This is a genomic window from Lysobacter sp. F60174L2 (genome assembly GCF_052547135.1).
Map to the genome: position 1 here is coordinate 422829 of NZ_JBQWRA010000002.1, position 17648 is coordinate 440476.

Annotated in this window: 13 protein-coding genes; 3 read left to right on the forward strand and 10 right to left on the reverse strand. The window is 66.7% G+C overall.

Annotation, left to right across the window (positions count from 1 at the left end):
• Nucleotide 1: 1 nt before the first annotated feature.
• Complete coding sequence (locus ACT9AS_RS07060) at nt 2-244, forward strand: DUF6587 family protein (protein WP_445099405.1); 243 nt, start codon at nt 2-4, stop codon at nt 242-244.
• Here ACT9AS_RS07060 and ACT9AS_RS07065 read toward each other — a convergent pair.
• From ACT9AS_RS07065 to ACT9AS_RS07095, 7 genes are all read right to left on the reverse strand, one after another.
• Nucleotides 241-603: a hypothetical protein gene (locus ACT9AS_RS07065; protein WP_445099406.1), complete on the reverse strand. Its 363-nt coding sequence runs from the start codon at nt 601-603 to the stop codon at nt 241-243. The two genes, ACT9AS_RS07060 and ACT9AS_RS07065, sit on opposite strands and share 4 nt — an antisense overlap.
• Nucleotides 600-1157 (reverse strand): polymer-forming cytoskeletal protein, encoded by a 558-nt coding sequence (locus ACT9AS_RS07070; RefSeq protein ID WP_445099407.1) that lies wholly within the window; start codon nt 1155-1157, stop codon nt 600-602. The genes ACT9AS_RS07065 and ACT9AS_RS07070 overlap by 4 nt, the downstream gene beginning before the upstream one ends.
• 150 nt (nt 1158-1307) lie before the next feature.
• A complete protein-coding gene (locus ACT9AS_RS07075; protein WP_445099408.1) occupies nt 1308-3275 on the reverse strand; it encodes a BCCT family transporter in 1968 nt (655 codons plus the stop codon).
• Between the two features lie 34 nt (nt 3276-3309).
• On the reverse strand, nt 3310-4920 hold the full coding sequence (locus ACT9AS_RS07080) for a carboxyl transferase domain-containing protein (protein ID WP_445099409.1): 1611 nt from the start codon (nt 4918-4920) through the stop codon (nt 3310-3312).
• Between the two features lie 134 nt (nt 4921-5054).
• Complete coding sequence (locus ACT9AS_RS07085) at nt 5055-5432, reverse strand: hypothetical protein (RefSeq protein WP_445099410.1); 378 nt, start codon at nt 5430-5432, stop codon at nt 5055-5057.
• 156 nt (nt 5433-5588) lie between these two features.
• Nucleotides 5589-5966 (reverse strand): hypothetical protein, encoded by a 378-nt coding sequence (locus ACT9AS_RS07090; protein ID WP_445099411.1) that lies wholly within the window; start codon nt 5964-5966, stop codon nt 5589-5591.
• Between the two features lie 176 nt (nt 5967-6142).
• Nucleotides 6143-7318: an acetyl-CoA C-acyltransferase gene (locus ACT9AS_RS07095; RefSeq protein WP_445099412.1), complete on the reverse strand. Its 1176-nt coding sequence runs from the start codon at nt 7316-7318 to the stop codon at nt 6143-6145.
• 241 nt (nt 7319-7559) lie between these two features.
• On the opposite strand from ACT9AS_RS07095, the gene ACT9AS_RS07100 reads away from it, so the two are divergent.
• The gene (locus ACT9AS_RS07100) at nt 7560-10394 is read left to right on the forward strand and encodes a S8 family serine peptidase (protein WP_445099413.1); all 2835 of its coding nucleotides are present in this window, start codon (nt 7560-7562) and stop codon (nt 10392-10394) included.
• A 73-nt stretch (nt 10395-10467) separates the two neighbouring features.
• Entirely contained in the window at nt 10468-13509 is a 3042-nt protein-coding gene (locus ACT9AS_RS07105; protein WP_445099414.1) for a S8 family serine peptidase, read from the forward strand.
• A 259-nt stretch (nt 13510-13768) separates the two neighbouring features.
• On the opposite strand, the gene ACT9AS_RS07110 is transcribed toward ACT9AS_RS07105, so the two are convergent.
• From ACT9AS_RS07110 to ACT9AS_RS07120, 3 genes are all read right to left on the reverse strand, one after another.
• The gene (locus tag ACT9AS_RS07110; RefSeq protein WP_445099415.1) at nt 13769-14926 is read right to left on the reverse strand and encodes an acyl-CoA dehydrogenase family protein; all 1158 of its coding nucleotides are present in this window, start codon (nt 14924-14926) and stop codon (nt 13769-13771) included.
• Between the two features lie 116 nt (nt 14927-15042).
• Nucleotides 15043-16146, reverse strand: coding sequence for a Glu/Leu/Phe/Val dehydrogenase dimerization domain-containing protein (locus ACT9AS_RS07115; RefSeq protein WP_445099416.1), 1104 nt, complete (start codon nt 16144-16146; stop codon nt 15043-15045).
• 186 nt (nt 16147-16332) lie between these two features.
• Nucleotides 16333-17628: a 2OG-Fe(II) oxygenase gene (locus ACT9AS_RS07120; protein ID WP_445099417.1), complete on the reverse strand. Its 1296-nt coding sequence runs from the start codon at nt 17626-17628 to the stop codon at nt 16333-16335.
• Nucleotides 17629-17648: the final 20 nt, after the last annotated feature.

A 17648-nucleotide genomic window follows, 5' to 3' on the forward strand; every position in this document is an offset into this window, starting at 1 on the left:
CATGGACGCCAGCCTGCTCGTCCAGTACACGGTGATCGCGCTGGCAGTGGTGCTCAGCGCGGCGTACGTCGCGCGTCGGCAGTTCCCGGCGGCGGTACGGAAGCTGCGGCTGATGTTTGCGATACCGATGGTGCGTGAAGGCAAGCCGCGCTGGATGCAACGGCTGGGTCGCACGATTGCGCCACCGACACAGAGTGCCGGCGGCGATTGCGGTGCCTGCAACGGTTGCGGACCGACCGACTAGTGTTTGCGCCGGGCCTTATGGCCCGGCACCTCGGTCGCCTCCACCACCAGGCTGAAGGTGCGTTCGTCGCCGGGGTGCATCGCACCCACGCCGACCACCTGGCGGTTGATCTCGCGACCGCGACCGTCGCGGATCGACAACACCATCGAATACTCGCAGGCACCGTCGGCCGGGGCCGGGATGGTGCCCTCGACCTGCAGCGGCGAGAACTTCACCGCCGCAACCGCGTTGGCGTCGCTGTCGAAGCGCAGATGGCCGCGACACTGCGGGCAGACGCTGGAGCTTTCCAGGATCGTCGTCTTGCAGTGCGGACAGGTCCGGGTCGCACCCGGCGTGCCGGGACGCGGGGCGGCGCTCATGCGGCGTCGTCGGTGCCCGTCTTGCCGCCGCCGGACTTGCCGCCGGAATGCTTGTCGCCCCAGCCGAACTCGACTTGGCCACGCATCCGCGAACCCGCGGCGACCGTCAGCGAACCCGCCTTGACGTCGCCGATCAGCGCGCCCGAGGCCAGCACCTCGACCTTCTGGGCCGATTCGATGTTGCCTTCCAGCTCGCCGGCGATGATGACCGTCTGCGCGCGCACGCCGCCGGTCAGCTTGGCGCCGGTCTCGATGGTCAGGTTGCCCTGCACGTTGACGTCGCCATTGAACTTGCCGGCGATGCGGACGTGGCCGGTGCCCTCGATCTTGCCCTCGATGGTCAGGTCGGCCGCGATCAGCGACTCCTTCAACTGCGTGTCGCCCGCGCGCTGCGGAGTCGATGCCGGCGCGGGGGTGGGGCTTGGAGTCGAGGCCGGCGTGGCCGGGCTGATGTCGCGGACCGGCGACGGGTCGAACTGGGCGGGCTCGGGTGTCGACGCCGGAGACGGGGCGGGGGAGGACTTGGACGGGGTGGTTTCTTTCCAGATGGCCATTGATGGGTCCGGGGTTCGGGGGAACCCCGAACTTACACCCGCTTCACGCGCCCTTCATTGCGCCGTCCCACATTGCGGCGATCGCTTCAGCCTGCCGACAGCAAACCCGCATTCATCGGTGAGGACGGTCACAGCTGCGCGGTGCCGCGATCACGTGGGCGCGGAAGCGTAGAGGTAATGGCGGAACCGGTTGTAGTGGGTGATCACGTCGGCGATCACCTGCTCCGCCTCGTACCCGTAGATGTCGTAGCCCCGGCCACCCTGGTTGAGGAAGACCTCGGCGCGACAGTAGCGGTTTCGCTCGCCCTCGCGTCGCGCTACATCAGCCAGGGCGAACGCCGGGATGGGGTGGGCGACCGGCTGCACCGAATAGACGAAGTCCGCGGCGGTGCCGCCATGGTGGACGGTCAGCACCACGCCCTGGTCGACCTGTTGGAATTCCGCGGAGATGTCGCGCTCGCCCAGCTCCTTCACCACCGTCGCGAAAGCAGGGGCGACCGTGCCCTGGAGGAATGCCTGTACCTGCTGCTTGCCGGGATGGCTGACGATCGCGGCCAGCCGGCGGCGCCATGAACCGCCCGCGCCCGGCACCGGCGGCGCCGACGGCAGTTGCTGGCTGAGGCTCATGCCGTGTTCCTCACGCAGTGCCTTGGTGATGCAGTAGCACATCAGCAGCATGATCACCGCCAGTGGCAGCGCCGCGATCACCGCGGCCATCTGTACCGCTGCCAGCCCGCCGGCCAGTAGCAGGCCCCCCGCGACGGCACCGCAGGTCAGCGCCCAGCCTATCCGCAGCCACAGGGCCGGTTCCTCGTCACCACGCGAGGTGATCATGGCGATGACCAGTGCGCCGGCGTCGGATGCGGTGATGAAATACACCGCCACCAGCAGCCCGGTGATCCACGACAGCGCCGTCGCCCAGGGCAGGTAATCGAACACGGTGAACAGCGCGATCGGCATGTTGTCGGCCACGGTGGTGGCGATTGCTCCGTCGGCGACGTTGAGGTCCAGCCAGATCGCGGTGTTGCCGAAGATCGTGAACCAGATGAAGCTGAAGCCGGCCGGCGCGAACAGCACGCCGAACAGGAACTCGCGGATGCTCCGGCCGCGCGAGATGCGCGCGATGAACATGCCCACGAACGGCGACCACGAGATCCACCAGCCCCAGTAGAACAGCGTCCAGGTGCCGACCCAGTCGGTCGGCTCGTAGGCGTAGATATGGAACGTGCGCGATACGAACGCGTCGAGGTAGAGGCCGATGTTCTCCACCAGCGCCTGCAGCAGGAAGGTGGTCGGCCCCAGCGCGAGGATCAGCAGCATCAGCAGGCACGACACCAGGATGATCATCTCGCTGAGCCGGCGGATGCCGTTGTCGACGCCGGTGGCGACGGTGATGGTGGCGAGGATGGTCACGATGCCGATCAGCAACAGCTCGGTCGCCAGGTTCTGCGGCAGGCCGAACAGGTAGTTCATGCTGGCGTTGAGTTGCGACACGCCAAGGCCGAGCGACGTGGCAAGGCCGGCGAGCGTGCCGACCACCGCGAAGATGTCGATCACGTCGCCGATCCAGCCGTGGATGCGTTCGCCGAGGATCGGATGGAACGCCGAGCGCAGCAGCAGCGGCTGGTTGCGACGGTAGCCGAAGTAGGCCAGCGCCAGCCCCACCACCGCGTAGATCGCCCAGGCGTGCACGCCCCAGTGGAAAAAGGTCACTTCCATCGCGTCGCGCGCGGCCTGCGCCGAGAGGGGCGCGGCGTCGGGCGGGAACGAGAAGTGGGTGATCGGCTCGGCCACGCCGTAGAACACGATGCCGATGCCCATGCCGGCACTGAACAGCATCGCGATCCAGGTGCCGTAGCCGTAGTCGGGGGTCGATTCGTCGGGGCCGAGCCTGATCCGCCCCAACGGACTCAGCGCCAGCGCGAGCAGGAACACCACGAAGATGCCGACCGCGAGCAGGTAGAACCAGCCGGCCTCGGTGATGATCCAGGCGTTGGCTGCGCTGAAGGTTGCGGCCGCCCTGTCCGGCGACAGGCTCGCATACAGGATCAGGCAGATGGCGATGATCGCCGAACCGAAGAAGGTGACCGGAGTAACCCGGTCGAGCAGTTTCCTCATGCGCGGTCTCCCGTGTGCGTTGCCCCGGGCCCGGCTACATCCGGAACACTCCGAAGCGCGTGCGGTCTTCGATCGGAGCGTTGAGGCTGGCCGACAATCCCAATCCGAGCACACGGCGTGTGTCGGCCGGGTCGATGATGCCGTCGTCCCACAGCCGTGCGGTGGCGTAGTACGGGTTGCCCTGGCTCTCGTACTGCTCGCGGATCGGCGCCTTGAAGGCGTCCTCATCGTCCGGCGTCCACACGCCGCCACGCGCCTCGATGCCGTCGCGCTTGACCGTCGCCAGCACGCTGGCCGCCTGCTCGCCGCCCATCACGCTGATCCGCGCGTTCGGCCACATCCACAGGAAGCGCGCGCCGTACGCGCGGCCGCACATCGCGTAGTTGCCGGCGCCGAAGCTGCCGCCGATGACCACGGTGAACTTCGGTACGTGCGAGCACGCCACCGCGGTCACCATCTTGGCCCCGTCCTTGGCGATGCCGGCCTGCTCGTACTTCTTGCCGACCATGAAGCCGGTGATGTTCTGCAGGAACACCAGCGGGATGCCGCGCTGGTTGCACAGCTCGATGAAATGCGCGCCCTTGAGCGCGGACTCGGCGAACAGGATGCCGTTGTTGGCGATGATCCCGACCGGGTAGCCGTGCAGGTGGGCGAAGCCGGTGACCAGGGTCTTGCCGTAGCGCGCCTTGAACTCCTGGAACTCGCTGCCGTCGACGATGCGGGCGATGACTTCGCGGATGTCGAACGGGCGACGGGTGTCCTTCGGCACGATGCCGTACAGCTCCTCGGCGCCGAACAGCGGCTCGCGCGCCGGCTGTGTCGCGACCGGCAGGGTCTTCTTGCGGTTGAGCGTGCCGACGATGCCGCGGGCGATCTGCAATGCGTGGCGGTCGTCCTCGGCGAAATGGTCGGCGACGCCGGAGATCGAGGTGTGCACATCGGCGCCACCGAGGGTCTCGGCGTCGACCACCTCGCCGGTCGCGGCCTTCACCAGTGGCGGGCCACCGAGAAAGATCGTGCCCTGTTCCTTGACGATGATGCTCTCGTCGCTCATTGCCGGCACGTAGGCGCCGCCGGCGGTGCAGCTGCCCATGACCACGGCGATCTGCGGGATGTTCTCGGCCGACATCCGCGCCTGGTTGTAGAAGATCCGGCCGAAGTGCTCCTTGTCCGGGAACACCTCGTCCTGCAGCGGCAGGAACGCGCCGCCGGAGTCGACCAGGTAGACGCAGGGCAGGTGGTTCTCGCGGGCGATCTCCTGCGCGCGCAGATGCTTCTTGACCGTCATCGGGAAGTAGGTGCCGCCCTTGACCGTCGCATCGTTGGCGACCACCACGACTTCCTGGCCCTGGACCCGGCCGATGCCGCAGACCATGCCGGCCGCCGGAGCCGCATCGTCGTACATCCCTTCGGCGGCCAGCGGCGCGATTTCGAGGAACGGCGAACCGGCGTCGAGCAGGGCGGTGATGCGGTCGCGCACCAGCAGCTTGCCGCGCGCGACGTGCTTGTCGCGCGCCTTGTCACCGCCGCCGGCAACGGCACGCGCCAGCCGCGCGTCCAGCTCGTCGACCAGTGCGCGGTGGTAGGCGACGGTGTCCTGGAAATCCTGCGAGCGCGGATCGAGGGCTGAACTCAGTGCGGGCATGCGGTCACGGCCATGTGGGGACGACACAGGATAACCGCAGCGGTAACGTGGCCCGCTACGCGACCGGAGGTGACCGGAAAAAAACGGGGCCCGCATTGCGCGGGCCCCGTCGAACTACCGGATTGATCGAATGATCAGTCCTGGACCTCGGCTTCGGCAGTGGCCTCGGCTTCGGCCTGCTCGTCGGCCATCGACGCCGACACGTCGTCGGCTGCCTCGCCGATCGCGCCGGCCGCGTTCGCCTTGCCTTCCTCGTACGCTTCCTGGACCGGATCGGCGGCGGCGTCGACGGCGGCGGCGGCCGATCCGGCAGCAGCGGCGGTTGCAGCTGCAGCGGCTTCGGTGCCGGCGGCGGCGGCGTCACCGGCGGATTCCGCGGCGGCGGCGGCCTGGTCGCCGGCGATCTCGGCCTGGGTGGCGGCTTCGCTGGCTTCCTGGTCGGCGGTCGGGGAGTTGCAGGCGGCCAGGGCGAAGGCGCTGGCGGCGAGAAGGATCGAAAGCTTGTTGTTCATGGCTTACTCCTGATGTCGGCAGTGGAACTGCGTTAAAGGCGCCGGTGCTGCCGGCGGCGAAACTATTAACGCCTTGCCCGTAAAGCAATGTGAAGACGCAACAAAAAAGCCGCCGGCAAAATGCCGGCGGCTTTCATACCAGTAACTCGGGCCGGATTACTGGCCGTCGTTGTTGGTCTCCGCGTCCGAACCGGCAGCGGCTTCTTCAGCCGCGTCCTGCGCCTGCTCGGCGGCGTCGGCTGCATTCTCGGCAGCGTCGGCAGCGTCGTCGGCGGCGGTCATGTCGGTCGCACCGGCAGCGGCGTCAGCCGAGGTCGCAGCGGCGTCAGCAGCGGCAGCGGCGGTGTCGGCAGCAGCCTGGGCCGCGTCGGTGGCCATCGCGTCGCCGGTGGCGGCAGCGTTGGCAGCGGCTTCGGAAGCCTCGCCAGCAGCCTCGGAGGCTTCGGCGGCGGCGTCTTCAGCCTGCTGCTGGTTCGAGCAGGCAACCAGGGCAAAGCCCATAGCCAGGGCGAGCAGCGCCTTGTTGAAAGTCATGGTTCATTCCTCGTCGATTAGTTGGACAACGCGCAATTGCGCGCCGATAACATGATGACAAGCCGGTGACGCCTGTCAAGCGGCCGCGCGTATTTTTTTGGTTAACGACGCGTTAACCCCTGCGGCTAAATCCGGCATGCACATCATTTTGCCGGGGGCTGTGATAAAAGCGCCCGTCAAAGCAATTCCACGGCGATTGCGGTGGCTTCGCCGCCGCCGATGCAAAGCGATGCGACACCACGCTTTGCGCCCCGCGCACGCAAGGCGTGGAGCAACGTCACCAGCAAGCGTGCCCCACTCGCGCCGATCGGATGGCCCAACGCGACGGCACCGCCATGCACGTTGATTTTTTCATGCGGAATGCCGAGGTCCTTGATCGGCGCCATCGCCACGCAGGCGAACGCCTCGTTGATTTCGAACAGATCGACGTCCTCGACCTTCCAGCCCGCCTTCTCCAGCACGTTTGAAACCGCCTGCACCGGCGCGGTGGTGAACCATTCCGGCGCCTGCGCGTGGCTGGCGTGGGCGACGATGCGCGCCAGCGGCGTCAGGCCGCGCGCCTTCGCGTCGTCGGCCGACATCAACACGGCCGCGGCGGCGCCGTCGGAAATCTTCGATGAAGAGGCGGCGGTCAGCACGCCTTCCTTGCCGAATGCGGGGCGCAGGTTCGGGATCTTCGCGGTATCGATCTTGCCCGGCTCTTCATCGGTATCGACCACGACCTCGCCCTTGCGGGTCTTGACCGTGACCGGCGCGATCTCGTCCTTGAACAAGCCGTCGGCCTGCGCCTTCTGCGCGCGCTTGACGCTCTCCTCGGAAAACGCATCGAGCGCGGCGCGGTCGAACGCGTACTTGTCGCACGCCATGTCGCCGAACACGCCCATCGCCTTGCCGTCGTACGGATTGGTCAGGCCGTCGTGGGCCATGTGGTCGAGGAACTCGGCGCTGCCGAAACGCACGCCGGTGCGCGAGCCGTTGAGCAGGTGCGGCGCGTTGGTCATCGATTCCATGCCACCGGCGACGACGACCCTGGCCGAACCGGCCTTGATCAGGTCGTGGCCGAGCATGATCGCCTTCATGCCCGAACCGCAGACCTTGTTGATGGTGGTGCAGCCGGCCGAGGCCGGCAGTCCCGCGCCAAGCGCGGCTTGGCGCGCGGGCGCCTGGCCGAGGCCGGCGGGAAGCACGCAGCCCAGGATGACCTCCTCGACCTGGTCGGCGGCGAGCCCGGCGTGCCCGAGCGCGCCGGTGATCGCGGCGGTGCCCAGCGCCGGCGTGGGAACGCCGGTGAACTGGCCGAGGAATGAACCGATGGCGGTGCGCTTGGCACCGACGATGACGACGTCGCTCATGGCGGACTCCTTGTGGGGAACCGGCCGCAGCCGGGATACCCCGATTATGCGGCGGCTTGTTGCAGTGCCGCAAACCGCGCAGGCCACGCCCCCGTTCACAAAAATGGGTCCCGCATGGGTGCGGACAGGGCAGTCCGTCGATTGTGGCAAGCGGTGTGATCGGCTAAAACTGTGATGGCTGGGATGCATGGAGTTCGCAAGAGGCGAGCGGTGCGCCAGCCAACGACATCAGGGGCACTTCATGAAATTGCATCGCAATGCGCTGGCAAGCGCGTGTCGTCTCGCCATGGGAAGCGCGGGGCTGGTAATGCTGGCGGCCTGTGGCGGAGGCGGTGGGAGCAGCTCGAACATCCGGCCGGTCGACCCGCCGCCGAGTGCGCCCGAGCCTCCGGTGGTGTACGACCCGGATCCGGCCTTCAGCGAACATTTCGAGCTGACCAATACCGGCGCCGCGCATGACGCCGGATTCACCGGCGAGGGCGTGCGCATCGGCGTGATCGATAGCGGCGTCAATCGCAGCCATCCGGCGCTGTCGCCGCGCGTTACGGCCAGCTTCGTGTACCTGGACCCCAATACCAACAACCTCGACGTGGATGACGTGGTCGGCCATGGCACCGCCGTCGCGCAGGTTGCCGCGGGCACCGCATTCGGCGCATGGCCGGGGGGCGTAGCACCGGGCGCGGAGATCGTCTCGGCGCGGATCATCGCCGACGAGCCCCCGGAAGACGACGGTTCCGGCGAGGGCAACGAGGTCGATGGCGCACTCGGGCTGGAGCCGATCCACCAGGACCTGATCGACAGCGGCGCGCGCATCATGAACAACTCGTGGGGCGGCCTGTACTGGACCGACGCCAACGCGACCGACGCGATCGCCGAGGAATACCGCGCTTTCATCCATGACAACGATGGGCTGGTGGTGTTCGCCACCGGCAACGAGTCGTCGGCCGACCCGACCGACATGGCGGCGCTGCCGAGCCAGCCCGGTCCGCTGGGGGCGACGCCCGCCTCCGACCTCGCGGTCGGCTGGCTGTCAGTGGCTGCGCTCGACACCGCCAACCCGTCGCAACTGGCCGAGTACTCCAACGCCTGCGGCATCGCGATGGATTACTGCCTGGTCGCGCCCGGCGACGTTGTGGTGACCGGCACCGATGACGCGCCGAGCGATCCCACCTACTGGAGTTGGGGCGGCACCTCGTTCGCCGCGCCACAGGTCTCTGGCGCCGCGGCGCTGGTGTGGGAGGCGTTCCCGTATTTCAACAACGATCTGGTCCGGCAGACACTGCTGGGCACCGCGACCGACCTCGGCGATGCGGGTGTCGACGCCGTCTTCGGCCACGGCTTGCTCAATGTCGGCAAGGCGGTGCAGGGGCCGGGACGGCTCGACTGGGGCCAGGTGTTCGCCGATTTCGACAGTGGCGTCTCGGTCTGGTCGAACGACATTTCCGGCGACGGCGGCATCACCCTGCGCGGCGACGATGGCCTGCTGCACCTGACGGGCGAGAACAGCTATCGCGGCCATACCCAGGTCGATGGCGGGTCGCTGCTCGTATCCAATCACGGCCTGCCCGGAAACGCGGTTGTCGGAGTGAATGGCGGCTTGTACCTGGACGCGACCTCGGTCGCAGGCAACCTGCAGAACGAGGGCATCTTCGCGATTGGTGGTGGCGACGCCTCGGGTGTCGAGCACCAGATCGGCGGCGACCTCACCCTCGGTACCACGTCCTTCTTCGACGTCGAACTCGGCTCGCACCTGCAGGTGGACGGCCAGGCCAGTCTCGACGGCTGGTTGACCATCACCGGCGTCGCGCCGGGTTACGTGTACGAGTCGCGCGAGCTGATCATCAATGCCGATGGCGGCGTCAGCGGTGTGTTCGACGAACTCGCGGCGGCCGATGGCGTGTTCCTTGAAGGATCGATCGACTACCAGCCTTCGCAGGTCTGGCTCGATATCACCCGGCTCGACGTCAGCGCCGCGGCGCAGTCGATGGCGCTCAGCAGCGCGGCGGTCGGCAGTGCGGTGCGGGTGGAGAACGCGTTCCGCCGGATCGACACCGGCACCGCGTTCGCCGGCACGGGCGCGGGCGATGCCTTCGTCCGTGGCGCCGGCGCGCTGCAAGGCACGCCGACCGCGGCAGCGGCCGAACGTTCGCTTGCCAGCCTGTCGGGCGAACTGCACGGCGCCGACACCGCGTTCGCGATGATGGCGATCGAGGGCAGCCGGCACGCACTGGAGTCGCGACTGGACGATCTCGGCACGGGCGCGCTCGCGGGTGCGTGGGCCGACCGGCTGGATGGTCAGCGCTCCATGTGGTCGAACACCCGACTCGACGCCAACGGCTGGATGCTCGGGCAGGACTATCGTTTCGGCCCGCAACTGACGGTCGGCGCGGCGTTCGGCCAGACCGACGGCATCGCGGCGCATGACCTGCGTGGCGACCGCGAGCGCAACCGCCAGCTGGAGGCACAGGGCTACGCGGCCTGGAGCAATGGCGGCAACTACCTGATGGGCCGCGTCGCGATGGGCCGGATGGACCGCTGGATGCAGCGCGACATCCTTCTCGGCAGCGAGCGTTTCGGGGTCGACGCGCAATACGACAACCGTTACGCCACGGTCGGCCTGCAGGCCGGGCACCGTTTCAAGATCGCTGATGCCACGTTGACGCCGTATGTCGGCACGCAGTCGCTGCAGCTCGATCGCGACGGGTTCTCGGAACAGGGCGCGGCCGGCTTCGGCCTGAGCACCCACGACTCCCGCCTCGACGCGACCCAGGCCCTGGCCGGCGCACGACTGGAGCGGCAGTGGTCGGTCGGCGCGACCCGCATCAGCCTGCAGGGCCGGATGGAATGGCAACGCACGCTGTCGCAGTCGGGTGCTTCGATCGATGCGCGCTTCACCGGGCTGGATGCGTGGTCGCCGATCACGGGTGCCGGGCTGGGCGAGCAGGCCACGGTGTTCGGGTTTGGCGTGCACGCATGGCTGCCGGTCGGCGGACAGCTGGGCTTCGAGCTGGACAGCCGCCATGAGAATGGTCGCAGCTATACCGGGGCGTTCGCGAATTGGTCGATCGGGTTCTAGTGTGGACTGATCGCCTGCGGGATCAGCAGGAACTTTCGGGGGAAAGGGAATGAATGCGGAAAACGGGAGGCGCATGCGTCTGACGTATGCGGGACTACTGAGTGCGGCGCTCTTGCAACTGCTGGTCGCTTGTGGTGGTGGTGGAAGTGGTGGCGGTGTTCAGGCGGATCCTCCACCGGCCGAAGTGCCGCCGGACTCCGGCTCTCCCGAACCCGAACCGGAGCCCGAGCCCGAGCCGGAGCCGGAGCCGGAGCCGGAGCCCGAACCGGAGCCCGAACCGGAGCCCGAACCGGAGCCGGAACCGGAGCCGGAACCGGAGCCGGAACCGGAACCGGAACCGGAGCCGGAACCGGAGCCGGAGCCACTACCGGCAAATATGGAAAGTCATTTGGTCCTCACGAATGCAAGGGATGGCGTATTATCGATTGACAATGGTAGCGGTATAAAAATAGGTATTGTCGACACGGGAGTGCGGAGTGATCACCCGGCGTTCTCCGACCGCGTCACCGCTAATCTGAGTTACGTTGACGGCGCTTCGAATGATCTCAGCGTGGACGATCGGGCTGGACACGGCACGTCAGTCGCGCAGTTGGCGGCCGGTAGTTCGCTTGGTGAATGGCCTCGCCGATGGCTAGGCGGCATCGCCCGGGGTGCAGAAATTCTTTCTGCCAGATTGCTTCCGGATGCCGGCGTGGCAGGACAAGCTAGCGGGGTTAGCGTCAATGCAATCGCGACCGCGAATCATGATTTGGCGGCTGCAGGTGCAAAGATACTCAACAATTCGTGGGGCGGTCTCGAGTGGAGTGAAGACGAGTCCATCTCTCTATTAAATGCATACCACCCTTTCGTGGGAGCGCACGGTGGGTTGGTGGTATTTGCAGCGGGAGACGATGCTTCGAATCAGCCTTCTCGTATTGCCTCGCTTCCGAGCATCAGCACGGAGGGTTCGGCGCTCGAGCATGGCTGGGTGGTCGTCGCGGCTCTGGATACGTTCAACCCTACTGAACTAGCTGACTATTCCAACGCGTGCGGTATTGCGATGGCCTATTGCCTCGTCGCCCCGGGGGATGTGGTGGTGACTGGACAGGATGACGGAACGTTCAATCCCACTTTCCATGCGGTCAGCGGCACGGGGTATGCCGCTCCGCTCGTATCGGGTACCGCGGCAGCAATCTGGGAGCGCTATCCTTACTTTGACAACGACCTCGTTAGGCAGGCGTTGTTTGGAAGTGCTACCGACCTTGGAGCCCCGGGTGTTGATCCCGTATTTGGCCACGGGCTGTTGAATGTCGACCGCGCATTACGCGGACTTTCACGCCTTGACTGGGGGGACGTGACCGTCAATCCGTTGCCGCAATACAACAGCAGCTGGCTCAACGGAATCAGCGGCGAAGGCGGTTTGACCGTAGATGGAAGCGGCAATGTCATCGATTTGATAGATGACCCGGTCCTTTGGATAAGAGGGGAGAACACCTTTACCGGAGGGTTGAACATAGTCCGCGGAATGACCATGACACTCAATGGCAGCTTTGTTGCCGACGTCCACATAGACAGTACGTCGTATCTGTATGCATGGGAAGTGACTTTTCTAGGTGATGTGGAAATACAGGGTTTGATGGCAATAAACACCGCGGATGATGCTGAGTATCCTGCGATATTCAAGGGGAATGTAATAAACGACGGTATTCTTTACAGTCGTGCGGCTGAAAACACTGCTTTTGAAGGGGGTTATCGCCAAAGTAGTCAGGGAAGCTTCATGACACTTCTCGGAACTGAGCCTCTTCATGTCCGTGGAGAAGCACATCTGGATGGGCAATTGTATTTGTACGGTACTGCTGAGGGTTATACGCCGCGACTCCACACTGAAGTGTTAATCGCGGATGGAGGTGTCTTCGGTAACTTTTCATCATTTGTTGTCTCATCCTCAGCCTTGCTCGAAGCAAGAATTGGCTATGGTCCAGATCGTGTTTGGGTGGACTTGGAACCGGTCGACGCAGGGTCTGTCGAGGGAATGTCCTACACGTCCAGCAGTTTGGGCGCTGCGCGCCGGGTGGAAGAAACTTTCCGTTACCTTGACGAACTGCTCGCTGGGCCTTCGAAAGCAAGAGCGACGGAATCGCTGGACGGCTTCCTGTCCGCCGCCGGAACGCTGCAGCGGACCAGCTCGAATGAAGCGCTTGATGCAACTTTGGCCAGTCTCTCCGGCGAGCAGCACGCGGCTGACGCGGCGTTCACGATGATGGCGCTGGATGACAGCCGGCATTCGCTGGAGGCGCGGCTGGATTCGCTCGACCATGGCCGGCCACAGGGCACATGGGCCGATCGTCTCGGCGGGCAGCAGTCGATGTGGTCGACCACACGCCTGGACACCCAAGGCTGGATGATCGGCCAGGACTACCGCCTCAGCCCGGACGTGACCCTGGGCGCGGCGTTCGGCCAGACCAACGGTTACGCCAGCCATGCAGTGCGTGGCGACCGCGAGCGCAACCGCCAGGTCGAGGGTCAGCTGTATGGCGCTTGGAAGCGCGACGCCCACTACGTGATGGGTCGGGTGGCTCGGGGGCAGATGGACCGCTGGATGCAGCGTGACGTACTGCTGGGCAATCAGCGCTTCGACGTGCAGTCCGACTACGAAAACCGCTACACCACGCTGGGAGTGCAGGCGGGCCACCGCTTCGATGTCGGCCGCGGCACGCTGACTCCGTACCTGGGCACCCAAGCCCTGCGTCTGGAGCGCGGTGCCTTCGCCGAGCAAGGAGCGGCCGGCTTTGGATTGACGACAGATGGTTCAGTGCTGGAGGCAACGCAAGCGCTGGTCGGTGCCCGCCTGAGGCACGACTGGAGCGTCGGGAGTGTGCCGCTGTCCTTGCAGGGGCGTTTGGAGTGGCAACGCACGCTGTCGCAGTCGGGTGCTTCGATCGATGCGCGCTTCACCGGGCTGGATGCGTGGTCACCGATCACCGGCGCTGGGCTGGGCGAGGAGGCCACGGTGTTCGGCTTCGGCGTGCACGCGTGGCTGCCGGTCGGTGGGAAGCTGGGCTTCGAGCTGGACAGCCGCCATGAGAACGGCCGCAGTTATACCAGGGCGTTCGCGAACTGGTCTGTGGGGTTCTAAGCCTGGCGGCTGAAACAGCGACAACCGATGAAAAAGAAAAACGCCGCGGATATCCGCGGCGTTTTTTTTTGCATCGTGTGCCGACTTGCTCTGCACCATGTGCCGACTCGTCCTGCACCGTGCGCCGACTCGTCGCCGTTCCGCCGTAGGAGCGACGTAAGTCGCGATTGCACGGCGATTCCGGAGTACAGCGCGTTCGCGACTTACGTCGCTCCTACATACGCGCGATGCCCCGGTGCCTATGCACGGGCCGCCAGCCTCAGCTACGCCCGTCAAACAGCTCCCGCCCGATCAGCATCCGGCGGATCTCGTTGGTCCCTGCACCAATCGCATACAACTTCGCGTCGCGCAGGATCCGCCCGGTCGGGAACTCGTTGATATAGCCGTTGCCGCCCAGGCTCTGGATCGCTTCCAGCGCGACCTGCACCGCCGCTTCCGACGCATGCAGCAGGCACGACGCCGCATCGACCCGGCTCTTGTGGCCGGCGTCATAGTCGCGCGCCACCTGGTAGGCGAACGCCCGCGACGACTGCAGCGCGGTATACATGTCGGCGATCTTGGCCTGCATGATCCCGAACGTGCCGATCGCCTGGTCGAACTGCCTGCGCTCACGCACGTAGGGCAGGGTGATGTCGAGCGCCGCCTGCATCAGCCCCAGCGGTCCACCGGTCAGCACCAGCCGCTCGGTGTTGAGGCCGGACATCAGCACCTTGACGCCGTGGTTGACCTCGCCGAGCACGTTCTCCGCCGGGATCTCGCAGTCCTGGAATACCAGCTCGCAGGTGTTGGAGCCGCGCATGCCCAGCTTGTCGAGCTTCTGCGCGGTGCTGAAGCCCTTCATGCCCTTCTCGACGATGAAGGCGGTCATGCACTTGCTGCCCGCGTCCTTGCCGGCGGTGCGCATGTAGACGATCAGCACGTCGGCCTCGGGGCCGTTGGTGATCCACATCTTGTTGCCGTTGGCGACCCACACGTCACCCTTCAACTCGGCGCGGCAAGACATCGAGCCGACCACGTCCGAGCCCGCACCCGGCTCGCTCATCGCCAGCGCGCCCTTCCACTCGCCGCTGCACAGCTTCGGCAGGTACTTGCTGCGCTGGGCCTCGTTGCCGTTCGCATAGAGGTTGTTGACGCACAGGTTGGAGTGCGCGCCGTAGCTCAGCCCGACCGAGCCGGACGCGCGCGAGATCTCCTCCATCGCCACCAGGTGGGCGAGGTAGCCCATCTCGCTGCCGCCGTACTCGCCCGGCACGGTCAGGCCGAGCAGGCCGATCTCGCCGAGTTTCGGCCACAGGTCCTGCGGGAACGCGTTGTCCTCGTCGATCGAGGTGGCGCGCGGGGCGATCTCGGCTTCGGCGAACCGGCGCACGGCGTCGCGCAGGGCGTCGAGCTCGTCACCAAGGGGGAAGGGGCGCATGACTACTCCTGGTTCGTCACTGGATGGCCGCCATCCGGGCGGCCGGCTTCACAACGGGTTTCACAAACAACGACGGGGCACATAGGCCCCGTCGTCATGGTCACAACACCAGCGGCTTACGCGCCGCCGCGGATACGGCCCTGGAAGCGCGGGGTGGTACGACCCAGCGGCAGCTTGAGCTTGCCCATCACGTCGATCCGCTCCTCGGCCATGCGGTCGGCGGCCCGGTAGGTCGGGATGCCGTCGCGCTCGGCGATTTCGAAGATGCGGGTCAGGTTGTGGTAGATGGTCCGCATCATGCGCATCGCGCGCTCGCGGTTGTAGCCGGTGATCTCCAGCGCGACGTTCATCACGCCGCCGGCGTTCACCGCGTAGTCCGGCGCGTACAGAATGCCGGTCTTCTGCACTTCGTCGCCGATCGCGTTGTTGGCCAGCTGGTTGTTGGCCGAGCCGCAGATGACCTTGCACTTCAGGCGCGGCAGGGTCTGCTCGTTGACGGTGCCGCCCAGCGCGCACGGCGAGTACACGTCGGCGTCGACGTCGTAGATCTCGTCCAGGCCCACGGCCTCGGCGCCGTACTCGGACACGGCCTTGTCGACCAGGCCCTGGTTGATGTCGGTCACGAAGATCTTCGCGCCGCGTTCCTTCAGCAGCTTCACGTACTCCATGCCGACGTGGCCCAGGCCCTGCACGGCGTAGCTGTACTTGCCGACTTCCTCGTCGCCGAAGCGCTTGTTGAGCGAGGCCATCAGGCCCTGCAGCGCACCGTAGGCGGTGAACGGCGACGGGTCGCCCGAGCCGCCGTGGACCTGGTGCACGCCGGTCACGAACTCGGTCTCGCGGTACACGTATTCCATGTCGTTGACGTCGATGCCAACGTCCTCGGCGGTGATGTAGCGGCCGCCCAGCGACTGCACGAACTGGCCGAACGCACGGAACAGCGCCTCGGACTTGTCGGTCGCGGGATCGCCGATGATCACGGCCTTGCCGCCGCCGATGTCCAAGCCGGCCACGGCGTTCTTGTAGGTCATGCCGCGGCTGAGGCGGAGCACGTCGTTCAGCGCGTCCTGCTCGGTCTTGTACGGCCACATGCGCGTACCGCCCAGGGCCGGGCCCAGCACGGTGTTGTGGATCGCGATGATGGCCTTCAGGCCCGCGTCCTTGTTGTGGCAGAACACGACCTGCTCGTGGCCGAAGGTGTCCAGGGTCTCGAAAATCATCGGGTGCTCCGCGTCGGCGTGGAATTGCGCATCGCGCTTTACGCCAACTGTGGTTGGTAAGTACTTGAATCTGTTGGATTCGCCTGTGCAGCCGGGTCGTAGCGGTGGCTGCAGGGGCGGTAGTCTAATGCAATCATCCAGTACGGCTACGTATGGTCAGGGGCGCGCAAGCCTGCGACTCCGGTCTCAAAACGGACGGTACCGGCGTTCGCGCAGGCGCAGCGTCGCCTGCCATTGCTCGCCGCGTTCGACCGCGATGCCGGCATGCATCGAGTACGGGTCCGGCCGGCCGTCGGCCATCAGGTTGTCGACCACCACCGCGCTGCCGGCGATGGCCCGGGTTTCGACCAGGCCGAACGGGAATTCGTGGCCACCGCCGGCTTCCGGCGCGTGCAGGCAGACGCACAGGGTGCGGCGACGGTTGCCGGCGTCGGGGCGGTCGCGCGCCAGGTCGTCCGGGGCGAGGTAGTCGCGGTGGCGCCAGTCGGGCGAGCCGGGGATGCGACGCTCGACCTCGATCGCCTCGGCATGCGCCAACTCGGCCTGCGCCGACCGCGCCAGCCGCAGTTGCAACACCCGCAGCGCCAGGTCCTCCTGCGCCGGGTCGATCCGCAGCGCCGGCACCACCGCGCCGCCGCCGGGGGCGTTCAACATCGCCATCGCGATCAGCAGCCGGCATTCGTCCGATGACAGCACGGCGTCGACCTGCGCCACCCGCGGCTCCGTGCTGAGCAGGCGCGGGGACGGCGTGTTCAAGGCGTCCTCCAAGGCGAGTGGCGCCGGCTCGCCATGCCCCGGCGACGCCCCGTCGAACCATGGTGCCGGCGCCACCGTCTGCGGCAACGGCTCCACCTGCCGCTCGCGCAGCCACGCGCGCCAGCTTGCGGCGGCCTGCGGTTGCACCGCGCAGCCTTCGCCGCGTTGCAGGCGCTCGGCCAGCAGCAACGCCGCCACCAGGTCACCGCGCCGGGCCGCGCGTTCCAGCAGGTGGATGCAGGCCGCCTGGTCGGCCGCGCCCGGCCGCCGCCCGTAATGCAGCGCGGCCGCCCGCAAGGCCGGCGGATAGTCGTGGTTCACCGCCACCCGCAGCCGCTGGTTCATGCGCTCGTCGCGCGGAAGCAGCACGCTGCCCATCGCCACCCACGCCAGCCAGTAACTCGCCACCGGGTGGTGCTGGCTCTCGGCCTGGGCCAGCCAGCCCAGCGCCAGTTGCGGGTCGGGGTCACAGCCGATCCCGAACAGCAGCATCCGCCCGTACTCGACCTGCGCGCCGTCGTGGCCGGCCAGCGCCGAGCGCGCATGCAGTAACAGCGACTCCTCGACCTTGCCTTCGGCCAGCAGCGCGCCGGCCAGCTCGAACAGCGGGCTGGGCGCATCGTCGGCCGCCGCGGATCGCAGCGTGGCGATGCGGTCGACGCGGGGACCGGAGCCGTGGGGGTCGGAGTAGACGGGAATCATCCCGTAGACAAACGTTGCGCCCATGACAAGCGGGCCAAGGGCGC

Coding starts and splice junctions, on each gene's coding strand:
- ACT9AS_RS07105 (WP_445099414.1), top strand. CDS start 10,468: ATGCGTCTGACGTATGCGGGACTACTGAGTGCGGCGCTCTTGCAACTG.
- ACT9AS_RS07060 (WP_445099405.1), top strand. CDS start 2: ATGGACGCCAGCCTGCTCGTCCAGTACACGGTGATCGCGCTGGCAGTG.
- ACT9AS_RS07070 (WP_445099407.1), bottom strand. CDS start 1,157: ATGGCCATCTGGAAAGAAACCACCCCGTCCAAGTCCTCCCCCGCCCCG.
- ACT9AS_RS07115 (WP_445099416.1), bottom strand. CDS start 16,146: ATGATTTTCGAGACCCTGGACACCTTCGGCCACGAGCAGGTCGTGTTC.
- ACT9AS_RS07085 (WP_445099410.1), bottom strand. CDS start 5,432: ATGAACAACAAGCTTTCGATCCTTCTCGCCGCCAGCGCCTTCGCCCTG.
- ACT9AS_RS07110 (WP_445099415.1), bottom strand. CDS start 14,926: ATGCGCCCCTTCCCCCTTGGTGACGAGCTCGACGCCCTGCGCGACGCC.
- ACT9AS_RS07100 (WP_445099413.1), top strand. CDS start 7,560: ATGAAATTGCATCGCAATGCGCTGGCAAGCGCGTGTCGTCTCGCCATG.
- ACT9AS_RS07090 (WP_445099411.1), bottom strand. CDS start 5,966: ATGACTTTCAACAAGGCGCTGCTCGCCCTGGCTATGGGCTTTGCCCTG.
- ACT9AS_RS07095 (WP_445099412.1), bottom strand. CDS start 7,318: ATGAGCGACGTCGTCATCGTCGGTGCCAAGCGCACCGCCATCGGTTCA.
- ACT9AS_RS07080 (WP_445099409.1), bottom strand. CDS start 4,920: ATGCCCGCACTGAGTTCAGCCCTCGATCCGCGCTCGCAGGATTTCCAG.
- ACT9AS_RS07075 (WP_445099408.1), bottom strand. CDS start 3,275: ATGAGGAAACTGCTCGACCGGGTTACTCCGGTCACCTTCTTCGGTTCG.
- ACT9AS_RS07065 (WP_445099406.1), bottom strand. CDS start 603: ATGAGCGCCGCCCCGCGTCCCGGCACGCCGGGTGCGACCCGGACCTGT.
- ACT9AS_RS07120 (WP_445099417.1), bottom strand. CDS start 17,628: ATGGGCGCAACGTTTGTCTACGGGATGATTCCCGTCTACTCCGACCCC.